Source organism: Bacillus mesophilus, assembly GCF_011008845.1.
Taxonomy (GTDB): domain Bacteria; phylum Bacillota; class Bacilli; order Bacillales; family SA4; genus Bacillus_BS; species Bacillus_BS mesophilus.
Genome location: NZ_JAAIWM010000005.1, coordinates 105,781 through 121,459 on the forward strand (window position 1 = coordinate 105,781; position 15,679 = coordinate 121,459).

The following is a 15,679-nucleotide window of genomic DNA, read 5'->3' on the forward strand; positions in this document are numbered from 1 at the left end:
GCCCCGACAAGCAAATGTTCCTTCGAGGGGCTGGGCGCTAGAGCTGGATTACTATACACTACCCTTATTTATTCACAAATGAACAACGTTTATAATTTCATATAAAATAAAAAAAGTGATAGATCAGTTTATGATCTATCACCCGGATGCGAAATTTACGCGTTTGTATACAGTGGAAATCTTTCTGTTAATGCTAATACACGTTTTGACGCCTCAGCTAAGACTGATTCATCTTCTGGGCTACGAAGTGTTAGAGCAATAATTGCTGCAATTTCGTCCATTTCTTCTAGACCGAATCCTCTAGATGTTACTGCTGCCGTTCCAATACGAACGCCACTTGTCACAAAAGGGCTAGCCGGATCAAAAGGAATCGTATTTTTATTAACGGTTACTCCCACTTCATCTAAAACTTTTTCAGCTAGTTTACCTGTGATTCCAAGAGAACGAACATCAACTAATAATAAGTGATTGTCTGTACCATCTGACACAATCGTTAGTCCTTCTTTTTTCAATGAAGCAGCTAAACGAGATGCGTTATCGATCACATTTTTTGCATACACTTTAAAATCATCTTGAAGCGCTTCGCCAAAGGCCACTGCCTTTGCTGCAATTACATGCATTAATGGACCACCTTGAATACCAGGGAACACAGATTTATCGATTTGCTTTGCAAACTCTTCTCTACATAAAATCATTCCACCACGCGGTCCGCGTAATGTTTTGTGAGTAGTTGTTGTAACAAAGTCAGCATATGGAACAGGATTTGGATGAAGACCCGCTGCCACTAGCCCAGCGATATGAGCCATATCCACCATTAAGTATGCACCGACTTCATCAGCAATTTCTCTGAATTTTTGGAAGTCAATCTCTCTAGGATAAGCACTTGCCCCAGCTACAATTAATTTAGGTTTCGTTTCTCGTGCCTTTTCTAAAACATCCTCATAATTGATTCGGTGCGTTACTTCATCAACACCGTATTCAACAAAGTTATATTGAATTCCACTAAAGTTAACATGACTACCATGTGTTAAATGGCCACCATGTGATAGGTTCATCCCTAATACTGTATCTCCTGTTTGGAGGATTGTAAAATAAACAGCCATATTAGCTTGCGCACCAGAGTGAGGTTGGACATTGGCATGTTCAGCACCGAATAGTTCTTTTGCTCTGTCACGAGCTAAGTTTTCGACAACATCAACGTGCTCACAGCCACCATAGTAGCGACGACCCGGATAACCTTCTGCATATTTATTCGTCATAACGGAACCTTGTGCTTCCATTACTGCTTGACTAACGAAGTTTTCAGATGCGATTAACTCAATCTTGTCTTGCTGTCTTTTCCGTTCAGCTTCAATTGCTTCAAAAACTAGTTGATCTTGATTACTTAACGTACTCACGGTCCAGTCCCCCTTTTTTATGTAACGCTTACCCCTACCATTTTAACATCTTTCCCATAACGATAAAAGACGAATTATAAATTATCACAGTATAATAAATGTTCGGTTTTACTGTTAAAAGTTTCCTACTCTTCTATCAGGTCCTCGGCTTGATTACTTTCCACTACCGACAAGGAGCGAAGGGCTAAAACATAATAAACAATTACAATCGCCACATACATAACCCACGGTAAACTAAAACCAATCATTGATAAAATAATTGCAAGGATACTTGGAACAGTAATGGCATATAAACCTAGGCTATATAACTTTCCATAAGACATTTTTTTCTTCAAGATACTAGCGACAATCATACCGAATAATGCATAGAGGAAGCCCATGATTAGCTTACTTACAAAGAACCAGAAGACTATTCCAATTCCTACAAGAACCAATAACCATGTTAGGTAAGGAAGAAATGAAAGAAGCATTTCTTTATCCACATAAAAGTCGCCAAAATCTGAAAAGCGATATTCTGTTATTTCTGCACCATCAGCTGTAATTATGTATTCTTTTGTAACTAATACTACTGTCGAGTATTCAGTTAGAAGGGTATCAACACTTTCTCTAGTATAAGTCCCTGTGTCATCGATGATGAAGGTTTCACCAACAGTATTTTCTTCATAGATAATGGGCTCGTCACCTTCGACTGTTAATTCGCCATTTTCCAGTGCGAAATCAGGTACATCTTTTTTCAAGTTACTTATAAAGGCATTGTAAGAGATTGCAGAAGTTACTGTATGGTAAGTTGCACTAATTACTCCGAGAGTTAAAGCTAGTAATAGTAAATAAAGAATTGCTCGCTTTACACCTTCCTGTACCATTTCTGGGTAGGCACTCGGTTTTACGATTGCGTATTTAAACTTTCTAAAAAACGGTAGCTTTTTTTTCATTTTTTTACCTCACTTTTTTGTTTTGGCTGTTTTGTATACGTGTTGCTATTTAAACCTAAACACAAATTACATGTGGCCCGTTGATCTCCACTACAGGCACTTGCTTTCCGCGGGGAGGGACGTGAGCCTCCTCAGCTTCGCCTCCGGGGTCTCACGATTCCCTCTATGTCCCGCAGGAGTCAAGCGCCTTCCGTTCCAATCAACTCTAGGTTTTTAAATTATTTTAAGCGACATACCTTACTAAAGAGCCATAGCTATCCACTATCCAAGTAAACAAGAAGTGACTTGTAAATAAAACTCATCCCTTACCAATTCTTATAAAAGGGATCTGACACTTCTAAAACCTTATTCACACTGCCTATATTATATCAGGAGATTGTATATTTTTAACAATAAAAAAAACAATCTGCTCCAGATTTAACAGGAGAGATTGCTATCCTCTTGTGTATAAACCGCTCGTTGTCCACCTATTAACTTTGGCCTTGTACTGGCCATTGTCACATGGGCATGACCTAGCTGCTTAATTGTCGCTCGAATGGGAACAGCTACATGTTTTAGATGCATGCCTATGAATGTATCACCAATGTCGATTCCAGCATCTGCCTTGATGAATTCAACGACAACGGGATCAGTAAAATGTTGATAGGCATAAGTGGCCATAGCACCACCCGCTCTTCTAACTGGAATAACTGATACCTCTTCAAGAGAAAATTGGGTAGCTGTTATTCTTTCCACGATGATTGCCCGATTAAGATGCTCACATGCTTGAAAGGCAAGATGAGTATTTGTTGCCTTAGAAAGAGACAATAACTCTTCGAATATTAGTCCTGCTACTTCCTCTGTGCCTGCCGTTCCGATTCTTTCCCCGATTACCTCACTAGTACTACAACCAACAACGATGATTTTGTCTTTAATTAGATTCGTTTGATTTTTAAAATCTGTAATAATTTGTTGAAGCTGCTGAGTTAACTGTTGAAGTTCTGGTTTCATCGCTTGTACACCCTATTTCGTTTCTTCATAGCTTGAAATTTTCCCAACCCGGTTAGCATGTCTACCACCTTCATATTCTGTGGTAAGCCATATTTTTGCAATTTCACGAGCAAGTCCAGGACCAATGACTCTCTCACCCATCGCTAAAATGTTACTATCATTATGCTCTCGCGTTGCTTTTGCACTAAACATATCATGTACTAAAGCACAACGAATTCCCTTTACCTTATTCGCTGCAATACTCATCCCAATTCCAGTTCCACAAACAAGTATCCCTCTGTCAACCTCTCCATTAGCTACCATTTCAGCAACTGGTAAAGCATAGTCTGGATAGTCAACAGAAGTGCTACATTCACAGCCTAAATCCACAAACTCAATGCCCAACTCCTTTAGCAGGCTCTTTATTTCCTCGCGAATATTTATTCCACCATGATCTGAAGCAATTGCCACTTTCATTCTCTACACCTCATCTACGAATCTTCTACTATAGAACCCGTTCAAAAAGAAGTACACCGACTTTTTGATACTTCCTCTTCTATACTAAAACCTTTTACCTCATAATTCAATTTGCAGTATAGCCCTTAGTATAAGCAAGAGAGAAGATTGATATTAACGATTCTTCTCTAATTCCTTTAATAGAGCTTGTACAACTTCATTTAGCTCATTAAACGTTTGTCGATACACCTCTATTGGCCCACCATATGGATCCATTACGTCACTTTGGGAATTCTGAGCAAACTCCTTTATCGTATAAATCTTCGGTAAAGACTCTGGATATTGCCTGACAATCATATCTTTATGAGATTGTGTCATTGTAAAAATATAGGTAGCCCAATCAACGAGATTCTTTGTTAATCCTTGTGATGAATGATTAATCGGAACCCCTTGCTCAGAAAGAGCCTCAACTGTATGAATTGAGGCCGCACTTCCTTCAACTGCATAGACACCAGCTGATTTTATATGAATATCGTTTGATAGATGCTTCGCGATCGCTTCAGCCATCGGACTTCTACATGTATTACCCGTACAAACAAATAACAGGTTCATAAAAAAACCCCTTCCTAACAAGCCTATTACTACAAAGGTAATAGTAGTTTAATTCCAAATGCAAATAAAATACTCCCGCCTAACGCTTCACCATATGAACCCATCCACTCCTGGACTCTTCTGCCTAATAGTAAACCAGCCCATGTCAAAATCATACTTACCACACCGAACATTAGGATCGCTAAAATTACATGAACTTTATAAATACCTAGACTTAATCCAACAGAAAAACTATCTAGACTTACACTTAATGCAAATATTATTAAGCCAAAACCTTTAGGAGTAATCATCGGTTCATCATCGTCTTTGAAAGAAGAAACAATCATTTGAAGCCCTAGTAATAGTAAAAGAACTCCCCCAACTATGGACGCGATGTTACCGAATTGATCAGATAAAAATCCTCCAATAGTGATACCAACTAATGGCATCCAAACATGAAATATACCAATTGTAATTCCTATGTAAAGGATCTGTTTTAATCGAAGAGGAATTAATCCCATTCCAAGCCCAACAGAAAAGGCGTCCATTCCTAGCGCAAATGCCATGATAAATAAAGTAAGAACTTCTCCTGATATTGCAAACATATCTGTTTCTAACCCCCTTGGACTTGCTAATTCAACTTATGCAAGTCCAAGAGAAAATAGAAGGAAATTTATTTTTCGACAATGATTTGATGCCCTGCTGCTTTTTCAAGTCGATTCATGATCGCTTCACCAATTCCAACTGTCGAAAATGATTCACTATAAATGAGATCTAGCTCAGCCTCATCAAAACCTCTCAAAGCTTCGTATAAACGATTCGCAACTGTGGATAAGTTTGTTCTGGAACCACACGATAACTTAACGTTTGCTCGGTAGTTGTTTACAGTCTCATCTGTTGCTAATATACCCACTCTTTTCCCTTCTTTCATTTCTACATCTACTAGAGTCTGTAGAAACGATGTACTTCCCTTCACAATAAACAAAGGAGCGTTAGGAGCATAGTGAGTGTACTTCATACCAGGAGATTTAGGAGTCTCATCCTGTTTTTGAAGGGCAGGGTCCATCCCCACCTTTCCGACAGCCTGTACAATTTGTTCCTTCGTTATACCACCCGGTCTTAAAACAATAGGAATTTCCTCTGTACAGTCCACAACAGTAGATTCTACCCCCACTCCGGTCACCCCACCATCCACAAGGCCAGCGATTCTTCCACACAAATCATTCCAGACGTGATTCGCTGAGGTAGGACTTGGCTTTCCAGATAGATTGGCACTGGGTGCAGCAAGTGGAAGTCCTGTTTCCTTTAGAAGAGCAAGTGCAACCGGATGATCTGGCATCCTTACCGCAACTGTGGATAAACCCGCAGTGACACTTTCCGAAACAGCACCTACCTTAGCAGGTAGGATAAGTGTTAATGGACCCGGCCAATATAAGTCGATTAGCTTTTTGGCCGTTTCAGTTATATCTGTTACTAGATCTTTAAGCTGCTCTTCATCTGCAATATGTACGATCAACGGGTTGTCGCTGGGCCGTCCCTTTGCTTTAAAAATTTTATCAACTGCTTCAGTAGAAGTGGCATTGCCTCCAAGTCCGTAAACGGTCTCAGTAGGAAAAGCCACCACTTCATTTTCCCTTAGTAACTGGGCAGCTTCCTTTATTTGTGGACAACTTGTGGATAAGTTATCTACCATATCCACAACCCATTTCTTTGTTTCCATGTTTAAACACCTCAAGTGAACACAATTTATTACACTATTAAAGCACAAATTAGAAAGATTATAAACTATTGCCTAAAACTCACTTATTTTAAAGCTGTTTATACACAAAAAGAGGTGAGTTTTCCACAAAACTGTGGGTAACTCACCTCTTTTGTGTATAACTATGTGGATAACTCAAATTACGAACTCCATTACTACGGTTTCATCCAGTTGAAGTGATTCTTCTAAGTGCTCTGTTTCAAGTATATAACTTGGAATATCCACAAGATCTTTTTGACGGAAGCCAAGTAGTGTAAAAAATTCAATTGAGACAATTTTATTAGTAGCCAAATATAGACGCTTTAATTCCTTTTCCTTGGCAAGCTTTAAGATTTGTTGAAACATATCAAGAATCGTAGTTTGTTCTGCTTTGGGCGAAATAACGAGAGAACGTAGTAGGCCATCCTGTTCTACTCTCTGAATCCCTAGAGTTCCTAATAGATTATTGTCCAAATCCTCCATTACGATAAAGTGATCAATTTGTTCCGCTAGTCCCTTTGTGCTCACCTGAGCTTGTCCAAGGAATGACATCATTTCTCCTAAATCCTTTGGTTCTGCAGTACGAATAATAGTAGTTGTCAACTTATATTCCCCCTGTTCATTTGTCCTTTGCTATAACCTATGAAAGAGAAAAGTAAAATAGAACAGTTTACTAGATTTGTTTTAACCAAAAATTTTAGACAACCATTCTACAACAAAGAACTTCACTTCCACTTCTGATTCTTCTTCTACCACTTCAGCTGTTACAGCTTGTTTTGCTTCATCTTTTGAAGCATCTACCGCTTCACCATTTCCAAAATCCAAGAAGCATAGAGGAGGAAATAGAACACACCACCAATTGTTACCTTGTGCTTCACCTAAAGTAATTAAAATCGCTTCATATTCACCAGCAGGATATAAGTAAGAGCCATATACCTTTGTTGGGAATTTCACTTGCTTTCCATACCCTACTGTAAAAGCTTGATCACTATTTTCTTCTTCTAGAACTCTCTCTACAATCACTTCAATGTCACCCAGGCGATTCTGAATTAAATCTCTAGCATCTTGGATCGACGTTAGCTCTTCTACCCACTTTGTGATCTCTTTATTAACCTCATCTCGCACCTTTACCTTTAATGCCTGATCTTCACTTGAATTACTATTTGCTAGAATCCTAAGTCGAATTGCCTCATCAGGAATGACTGCCGGTTCCTCTGTATCTGCCATTACAGGCTTCATTGATAATGATAGTGTAGCCCCAATAAATAATAATAGAATATATATAATAGCCAGCTTCGTTAATTTTTTTAGTTTCATTTTTCTCTGCACCGTCCCTTCACTAAGACAGTGTAGTCAAAAAAATAGAATCTTAAACTAGTAAATTAAAAAAATCTAGTAAACTTTTAAATTTGTTTATATACGCGTTGTTTTTTCCAGCTTATAAAATGCCAAACGCCTTCCACTAAAGCAATTGTGGGACAAAAGATAAAAAAGAGAGGAATTCCACCTCTCTTTTTATCCATAATTGTTATATAAGTCTTAAAATCACCTTAAAATGCAGGTGCATTTCCTCCTGGAAGAGAGAATTGCACAAATCTATGGGATAATTGCATAAATCTTATGATTAATTGCACCCAAACTTTTCATAATTGCATAAAAGCCAAGGTGAATTGCACAAAACCTTATTTTTTCACTATTTAACCCTATATTAACGCATAGACCATTCGATCTTTCCCATTTATATCATCCTTCACTTCAACTGAAGCATGAGGAAACGTGTTTCTTAGCATTGTAGCAACCGCTTCACCTTGACCAGCACCAACCTCGAAGGCAACCATTGCCCTATCTTTTAGTACGGCAGGAAGCTCTTCCATAAATCTTCGATAAAAATCCAATCCATCGTTCCCTCCAAAAAGAGCCCGATGTGGTTCATGATCTTTAACGACTACTGATAATTCTTCATCATTCGGAATATAAGGAGGATTAGAAACAACGATATCAACCTTTTTCCCCGCTTGTATAAGCGGCACAAGCAGGTCACCTTGAATAAACGTAACCCTTGCTTCCAATTTTTCAGCATTTCGTATAGCTACCTGTAAAGAGCTGTTCGCAATATCAGTCGCCCATATGTTTAGACGTGACGCTTCAAGCGATAAAGTTATAGCAATGGCTCCACTACCAGTCCCTACATCTACTAATTCTAGTGGTCCTTGGTTCGGAAAATGCATATTCATTCTTTCTATGACCCCAATAACAAGTTCTTCTGTTTCAGGCCGTGGAATTAACACTTCCGGGTTCACTTCAAAGCGACGACCGTAGAATTCCTCATAGCCGATAATATGCTGAATCGGAATACCCTGTTTATGTAACTCAACTGCTTCTATAAATGCTGACTTCTGTTGTTCTGATAGCTCTTCTCTCATATTCATAAAAAGCTGAGTTCGGTTTTGCTGTAAAATATGCAGTAAAAGAAGCTCTCCCGCTTTGGCTTCCCTGCCAGCTTCCTCTAAAAAAGAAGAAGCCCAATTTAGGGCTTCATACACTTTTGTAAACATTTATTCTGCCTGCTCCATACGTGATGCTTGATCTTCCATAATGAGAGCATTAATTACTTCATCAAGCTTTCCTTGCAGAACTTGATCAAGCTTCTGAAGCGTTAATCCAATACGGTGATCAGTGATACGGTTTTGCGGGAAGTTGTATGTTCTAATACGCTCTGAACGGTCACCAGTACCAACAGCAGATTTACGATTTGCATCATATTCTGCTTGAATTTCTTGGTTAATTTTATCGAAAACACGAGCACGTAATACCTTCATTGCTTTTTCTTTATTTTTGATTTGAGATTTCTCATCCTGACACGTTACAACCGTGTTAGTCGGGATATGTGTTAAACGAACAGCTGACATCGTTGTATTAACCGATTGACCTCCAGCTCCACTTGAAGCATACGTATCCACGCGAATATCTTTTTCATGAATATCTACTTCTACTTCTTCTGCTTCTGGTAAACAAGCAACGGTTGCTGTTGACGTATGAATACGTCCACCAGACTCAGTTTCAGGTACACGCTGAACACGGTGTGCGCCGTTTTCAAATTTCATTTTTGAATAAGCGCCTTTACCATTAATCATGAAGATAATTTCCTTATAACCACCTACACCTGTAGATGATGCTTCAATTACTTCCGACTTCCAGCCTTGTGCTTCAGCAAAGCGTGAATACATACGGTATAAGTCACCAGCAAAAAGTGCTGCTTCATCTCCACCTGCAGCCCCACGAATTTCAATAATAACGTTTTTATCGTCATTTGGATCTTTAGGTAAAAGAAGGACACGCAAACGTTCGGATAGCTCGTCTTCTTGTTCTTGTAATTCACTTATTTCCATTTTTACCATCTCACGCATATCAGCATCAAGCTTTTCCTCAAGCATTGCCTTCGCATCTTGTAATTGCTCGTGTACACTTTTGTACTCGCGGTATGCCATCACTGTATCTTGTATATCAGATTGTTCTTTTGAATAGTCACGTAGTTTCTTTGGATCATTTACGATATCCGGATCACTTAATAATTCATTTAAGCGCTCATAACGATCCTCTACAGATTGTAATCGATCTAACACAATCATTCACCTCATTTTTTAGCCATAACATTCTAATTATAGTATAGAGAAATTAGGTAGTCAAAGCAAACCCTGCTCTTCAATATATTATGCATATGTAAAAAACGAGGAACATGTTGTTCACTCGTTTTTGGAATGTGAAATTAGTACCCAAATTAGCAAAGCTTTTTGGGCTGATAACAACTAATCAAAGCTAATTACCTCTCACCGTCACCGTCATGTACACGGACATGGATATGAAAGCGTGGTACAGCCTTCGTAATATCATGAAGTAACTTATGTCGTAGCTCATCACGCTCTTCTTCAGAATACTTTTTATTTGAATGAACCGTCACATAGGCTTTATTACCATTAAGAAATACAGAACCCGGTGTAACGTCATCGAATGTTTCGACCACACCTCTGATTTTATCAACATCCGTTCCAAGAGTTGGACGTGTTTCATTCACATCAATATAATTGGTTGAGCTTTGATTTGGTGGGAATACACTTTCGTCACGAAGATCTCGATCATAAAAGCCATCGTTCCCTCCGTCAGCACCCATAAGTTGCAAGCCATTTTGATCTTCGGTAGTTTGGACCTGACTACAGCCCGAAATAATTAGAATTGCAGTACATAATAAAAGCAGCTTCATTCTCATGTTAATCCCTCCTACCATTAGGATTGCCCTGAGTTGAAGCTGCTTTGCATGGAAAATATTACGAATTCATGGTTGTTTGTATAATCGCTGGTTTATTTCTTACCTCATGGCAGTGTCTACAGCGTGGTTCATAGGATTCTGAAGCTCCTACTAAGATAATCGGATCATCATAAGATGCTGGTTCATTATTTATCAGACGTTGTGTTCTACTCGCAGGTGATCCACAACCTGAACAAACTGCATGCAGCTTTGTGACATGTTCGGCAACAGCCATTAAATCAGGAACCGGTCCAAACGGTTCACCCCTAAAGTCTTGATCAAGACCTGCTACAATTACACGATGACCTTGATACGCTAACTGCTGCGCTACTTCACCAATATGCTCATCAAAAAATTGCACTTCATCAATTGCCACAACATCTACATCAGCTGTTGTCTGATTTAAAATTTCACGAGAAGAAGATACAGGGCGTGCTTGTACTGCAGTACCATTATGTGAAACTACATTTTCTTCGCTGTATCTATTATCAATAGCTGGCTTAAATACCAGAACATGTTGCTTTGCATATTGTGTACGCTTCACACGTCGAATGAGCTCCTCTGATTTTCCCGAAAACATACTTCCACAGATGACCTCAATCCAACCGCTTTTTCTCATTTCATACATAAGACGGACTCTCCCTTTCTCGTCTTCACGTTTGTTTCATAATGAATGACTGTATTACTTATTATACCTGTTTCATTGAATAGAGAATGACTAAATATCATTTCCAATTTTTCTTTATTAAGTATTAAAGTGATTTATTATCAAGTAAAAAGGCAGACAAGGAATGAACACTTGCCTGCCTTTTAAAAGGTAATGTACCTTTTCATATGGTAAAACTTACTTTAAACCATACTTCTTGTTGAATCTATCTACACGACCATCTGCACTAGCGAACTTTTGACGTCCAGTATAGAATGGGTGGCACTCAGAACAAACCTCAACCTTAACCTCATTTAATACAGATCCAGTTTCGAATTCGTTTCCGCAAGCACACTTAACCATAACTTTTTTATAGTTTGGGTGAATTCCTGTTTTCATGTTTTTTTCATCTCCTTCTGCCCTGAAACCATTTTTGAATCAGAGTAAGTTTGTACACATATCGTAAGTGAGATCATAGCAAGATGCTGTTTAAATCTCACTGCTAAAATCACACATGATGAAATTATATCAGGACAGTGTCCGTTTTGCAACCGTCTATCCAAAAGGTTCTATTGGCAAATTATGACCTACTAGCCGTTGTCCCTTTTTTGTCCTCTTCCATTAATTGAAAGAATTCATCATTTGTCTTTGTTTTCTTCAAACGACGTAAGAAGCGTTCAACAAAGTCTGGAGAATCTGTCATTCCTCTTCTGATCGTCCAAAGCTTGTCTAGATGATCTTTCGTAATAAGAAGCTCTTCCTTTCTCGTTCCAGAACGACGAATGTCGATCGCAGGGAAGATTCTCTTTTCTGCAAGTGAACGATCAAGATGTAATTCCATATTACCTGTACCCTTAAATTCCTCATATATGACATCATCCATACGTGATCCCGTTTCAACTAAAGCAGTGGCTAAAATGGTTAAGCTACCACCCTCTTCAATATTACGAGCCGCACCAAAGAATCGCTTTGGACGATGGAAAGCCGCTGGGTCAATACCTCCAGATAGCGTTCTACCACTTGGCGGAATAACCAAATTATAAGCTCTCGCCAAACGAGTGATACTATCCATTAAGATGATTACGTCTTTTTTATGCTCAACTAGTCTCATCGCACGCTCAAGTACTAGCTCTGCAACCTTAATATGATTTTCAGGTACCTCATCAAAAGTCGAACTTACTACGTCACCTGCAACAGAACGTTCAATATCTGTTACTTCCTCTGGTCTTTCATCAACAAGTAGAACAATAAGCTCTGCTTCTGGATGATTCGTGGTGATACTATTTGCGATTTCCTTTAATAGCATCGTCTTTCCTGCCTTTGGAGGGGCAACAATCAGTCCACGCTGACCAAATCCGACTGGCGAGATGAGATCCATAATCCTTGTTGAGATGTGTGTTGGGCTTGTCTCAAGAACAATTTGACGATCTGGATAAAGTGGCGTAAGCGCAGGGAAGTGAACGCGTTCCTTAGCAGTTTCCGGATTATCACCGTTAACAGCCTCAACGTGTAAAAGACCATAATAGCGCTCGTTTTCCTTTGGAGGTCTAACTTTACCAGAAACCTTATCACCGTTACGTAAATCAAATCGTCTAATTTGTGAGGCAGAAATGTAAATATCCTCTGAGCTAGGAGAATAATTAATCGGTCTTAAGAAGCCAAAGCCTTCAGACTGAATAATTTCTAGCACACCTTCCATAAACATGAAGCCATCTTTTTCGGCTTGGGCCTTTAGAATAGCAAAAATAAGTTCTTTCTTCGTAAGCTTGCTATAATAGGACACTTTAAAATTACGTGCCTGTTCATATAAATCCTTTAATTTCATTTCTTCTAAACTAGAAAGAGTAAGACTATTACTCATTTGAACACCACTCTTTTACCATAATTATTGTTGTACGTGACATGCAAGCGCTTATTATCCATCTTTTCAAACATATTCACCTGTATTTTAAAGGGTAGAAATGATGGAAAGGAAAAGAAATAAGAAGATTTCTTCGAAGTTAATTTGTGAAGAAGTTTGTAAGCGAATGAAATACGTAGCAATTCTTATTTTACCCTTAAGTTATAGATTTAATCAACACCTGCCACTGATAAAACATTTTGACAGATTATGAGCTTGTCCTATTTTTGCTATCGTATTTTGTCAAATTAAGAAGGAGCAGGTAACATTTTGTCACTGCTCCGCTCTCTTATTTTAAGTAAAATTTAAAATTACTTACACTTGGACACTGTACCTGTCCCTTTGTCCCACTATGGTTTAATTACTAGGTTTGGTTTTTTGTTTAGACTGTGTCTGCCATCAACGAATCTTACTGTTCCTGATTTAGCACGCATAACGAGGGATTGTGTTGTTCCTACGGTTCCTTTAAATTGTACACCGCGCAGAAGTTCTCCATCAGTTACACCTGTTGCAGCAAAGATGGCATCATCACCTTTTACTAGGTCTGTCATATAAAGAATTCGATTTACATCTTCAATTCCCATTTTACGACAACGAATTAGTTCTTCTTCTGTTTGGGGAAGAAGCTTTCCTTGGATTTCTCCACCTAGGCATTTTAGGGCAACTGCAGCAATTACTCCTTCAGGTGCTCCTCCTGAACCGAATAGTATATCCACGCCTGTATGATCAAAAGCTGTATTGATTGCACCCGCAACATCACCATCATTAATCAGCTTGATTCGCGCACCTGCATCTCTTATTTCTTGTATCAATTTTTCATGTCTTGGTCTATTGAGAACAGTTGCTACAACATCCTCGATATCTTTATTTTTAGCTTTTGCAACTGCTAGTAAATTATCATATACAGACGCATCAATATTTATTTTCCCAACTGCCTCTGGACCTACAGCGATCTTATCCATATACATATCTGGAGCATGCAATAGATTACCATGATCTGCAATAGCAAGAACAGCCAGTGCATTCCAGCCTCCGGTTGCAACAATACTTGTTCCTTCTAAAGGGTCAACCGCAACGTCTACTCTTGGACCATAGCCAGTCCCTAATTTTTCCCCGATATACAGCATAGGTGCTTCGTCCATTTCACCTTCGCCAATTACAACGGTCCCTTTCATTGGCACTGTATCAAAAACATCACGCATTGCTGAGGTAGCAGCATCATCCGCCTCATTCTTCAGACCTCTTCCCATCCATCTTGCTGATGCAAGTGCCGCTGCTTCTGTCACACGTACAAGCTCCATTGATAAACTACGTTCCATCCTAGTATCTCCCCTTATTTGCTTCATTGAAGGTTATAATAAAAAAATATGTTATACCAATTTGTAATTACTCACAAATAGTATAACATATTTATTAAATACTTTTATTAAGAATTTTGTAGTTGTTCAATTTCTTGCTCTGTCATGCTTTCTCTCCAGATGACAGCACCTAAGCCATTCAGCTTTTCCACAAGGTTTTCATAGCCACGATCAATATGCTCTAGACCTGAAACCTCTGTGATTCCTTCAGCCATTAAGCCTGCTACGACAAGAGCAGCCCCTGCTCGTAAATCACTTGCACGAACCTTTGCCCCTTGAAGTTGAGAAGGGCCATTAACGATGGCAGATCTACCTTCAACCTTGATGGCAGCATTCATTCTTCTAAGCTCATCAATATGCTTAAACCTAGCACCGTAGATGGTATCGGTAACAACACCTGAACCTTCTGCTTTTGTTAAAAGTGAGGTAAATGGCTGTTGCAGGTCTGTTGGGAAACCAGGATATACTAATGTTTTAATATCAACTGTTTTTAAATTATGATGACCTCTTACTAAAATCTTGTCATCTTTCGTTTCAATGACTACACCCATTTCACGTAACTTTGCAATCAGAGATTCTAAGTGTAAAGGAATGACATTATCAATTATAACTTCTTCTCCCATTGCCGCACCAAGAATTAGGTATGTACCTGCCTCTATACGATCGGGGATAATACTATGACGACAACCATGAAGAGAGTCGACTCCATCAATACGGATGACATCTGTTCCAGCACCTTTAATCTTTGCTCCCATGCTCGTTAAAAGAGTTGCTACGTCAATGATTTCCGGTTCTTTCGCTGCATTTTCAATGATCGTACGCCCTTTAGCTCTAACCGCAGCTAGCATGATATTAATGGTAGCTCCTACACTAACTACATCTAGATAAATTCTAGCACCAATTAGCTCATCAGCACGCAAATAAATAGCACCTTGCTCATTAGTCACTTTTGCTCCTAATGCCTCAAAGCCCTTTATATGTTGATCAATCGGTCTTGGTCCTAGGTGGCATCCACCTGGAAGTCCGACCACTGCTTTCTTAAATCGTCCAAGCATAGCCCCCATTAAATAATAAGAAGCTCTTAATTTTTTAACTTTTCCGTTAGGTAGTGGCATTGATATCATTTTTGAAGGATCCACGATAATTTCACTATCATTTAAGGAAACAGTACCGCCGATTTCTTCTAATAAATCCGATAATGTTTGCACATCTGAAATATTTGGTAATCCATCAATAATGACAGGAGACTCGGCTAAAATCGTTGCAGGAATTAAGGCTACTGCACTATTTTTAGCTCCGCTAACCCGAACTGTTCCATTTAACTTGTTTCCACCTTCTATTTTAAGTTTTTCCATGTAAATCTCCCTTCCAGTTTATGGTCGCTCGCGA

17 protein-coding genes are annotated in these 15,679 nt (G+C 38.9%); all 17 read right to left on the reverse strand.

Translation table 11 applies throughout. The features are described 5' to 3' along the window. Positions 1-155 precede the first annotated feature (155 nt). The 17 genes from G4D63_RS14480 to G4D63_RS14560 all read right to left on the reverse strand — a co-directional run bounded on the left by G4D63_RS14480 (position 156) and on the right by G4D63_RS14560 (position 15,645). Entirely contained in the window at positions 156-1,397 is a 1,242-nt protein-coding gene (locus tag G4D63_RS14480; protein WP_163180392.1) for a serine hydroxymethyltransferase, read from the reverse strand. A gap of 125 nt (positions 1,398-1,522) precedes the next feature. Continuing rightward, a complete protein-coding gene (locus G4D63_RS14485) occupies positions 1,523-2,329 on the reverse strand; it encodes a DUF1189 domain-containing protein (protein ID WP_163180393.1) in 807 nt (268 codons plus the stop codon). A gap of 417 nt (positions 2,330-2,746) precedes the next feature. Next, on the reverse strand, positions 2,747-3,319 hold the full coding sequence (locus G4D63_RS14490) for a TIGR01440 family protein (protein WP_163180394.1): 573 nt from the start codon (positions 3,317-3,319) through the stop codon (positions 2,747-2,749). A 12-nt stretch (positions 3,320-3,331) separates the two neighbouring features. Further along, complete coding sequence (gene rpiB / locus G4D63_RS14495) at positions 3,332-3,775, reverse strand: ribose 5-phosphate isomerase B (RefSeq protein WP_163180395.1); 444 nt, start codon at positions 3,773-3,775, stop codon at positions 3,332-3,334. Positions 3,776-3,928: 153 nt separating this feature from the next. Continuing rightward, positions 3,929-4,366: a low molecular weight protein arginine phosphatase gene (locus G4D63_RS14500; protein WP_163180396.1), complete on the reverse strand. Its 438-nt coding sequence runs from the start codon at positions 4,364-4,366 to the stop codon at positions 3,929-3,931. Between the two features lie 29 nt (positions 4,367-4,395). Next, a complete protein-coding gene (locus G4D63_RS14505; protein WP_163180397.1) occupies positions 4,396-4,950 on the reverse strand; it encodes a manganese efflux pump MntP in 555 nt (184 codons plus the stop codon). 68 nt (positions 4,951-5,018) lie between these two features. Further along, positions 5,019-6,065: an L-threonylcarbamoyladenylate synthase gene (locus G4D63_RS14510; RefSeq protein WP_163180398.1), complete on the reverse strand. Its 1,047-nt coding sequence runs from the start codon at positions 6,063-6,065 to the stop codon at positions 5,019-5,021. A 174-nt stretch (positions 6,066-6,239) separates the two neighbouring features. Continuing rightward, the gene (locus G4D63_RS14515) at positions 6,240-6,686 is read right to left on the reverse strand and encodes a GNAT family N-acetyltransferase (RefSeq protein ID WP_163180399.1); all 447 of its coding nucleotides are present in this window, start codon (positions 6,684-6,686) and stop codon (positions 6,240-6,242) included. 81 nt (positions 6,687-6,767) lie between these two features. Beyond that, positions 6,768-7,400: a stage II sporulation protein R gene (gene spoIIR / locus G4D63_RS14520; RefSeq protein ID WP_163180400.1), complete on the reverse strand. Its 633-nt coding sequence runs from the start codon at positions 7,398-7,400 to the stop codon at positions 6,768-6,770. A gap of 386 nt (positions 7,401-7,786) precedes the next feature. Continuing rightward, entirely contained in the window at positions 7,787-8,638 is an 852-nt protein-coding gene (gene prmC / locus G4D63_RS14525; protein ID WP_163180401.1) for a peptide chain release factor N(5)-glutamine methyltransferase, read from the reverse strand. Further along, entirely contained in the window at positions 8,639-9,706 is a 1,068-nt protein-coding gene (gene prfA, locus G4D63_RS14530; RefSeq protein ID WP_163180402.1) for a peptide chain release factor 1, read from the reverse strand. Between the two features lie 197 nt (positions 9,707-9,903). Then, positions 9,904-10,347 carry a hypothetical protein gene (locus G4D63_RS14535; RefSeq protein ID WP_163180403.1) on the reverse strand — a complete coding sequence of 148 codons (444 nt, stop codon included), beginning with the start codon at positions 10,345-10,347 and terminating at the stop codon, positions 9,904-9,906. A 58-nt stretch (positions 10,348-10,405) separates the two neighbouring features. Further along, positions 10,406-11,014 carry a thymidine kinase gene (locus G4D63_RS14540; RefSeq protein WP_163180404.1) on the reverse strand — a complete coding sequence of 203 codons (609 nt, stop codon included), beginning with the start codon at positions 11,012-11,014 and terminating at the stop codon, positions 10,406-10,408. A gap of 216 nt (positions 11,015-11,230) precedes the next feature. Further along, positions 11,231-11,431 (reverse strand): 50S ribosomal protein L31, encoded by a 201-nt coding sequence (rpmE, locus tag G4D63_RS14545; RefSeq protein ID WP_163180405.1) that lies wholly within the window; start codon positions 11,429-11,431, stop codon positions 11,231-11,233. Positions 11,432-11,612: 181 nt separating this feature from the next. After that, positions 11,613-12,893, reverse strand: coding sequence for a transcription termination factor Rho (gene rho / locus G4D63_RS14550; protein WP_163180406.1), 1,281 nt, complete (start codon positions 12,891-12,893; stop codon positions 11,613-11,615). 389 nt (positions 12,894-13,282) lie between these two features. Then, positions 13,283-14,251 (reverse strand): class II fructose-bisphosphatase, encoded by a 969-nt coding sequence (gene glpX / locus G4D63_RS14555; protein ID WP_163180407.1) that lies wholly within the window; start codon positions 14,249-14,251, stop codon positions 13,283-13,285. Positions 14,252-14,358: 107 nt separating this feature from the next. Further along, the gene (locus tag G4D63_RS14560; RefSeq protein WP_163180408.1) at positions 14,359-15,645 is read right to left on the reverse strand and encodes a UDP-N-acetylglucosamine 1-carboxyvinyltransferase; all 1,287 of its coding nucleotides are present in this window, start codon (positions 15,643-15,645) and stop codon (positions 14,359-14,361) included. Positions 15,646-15,679 lie beyond the last annotated feature (34 nt).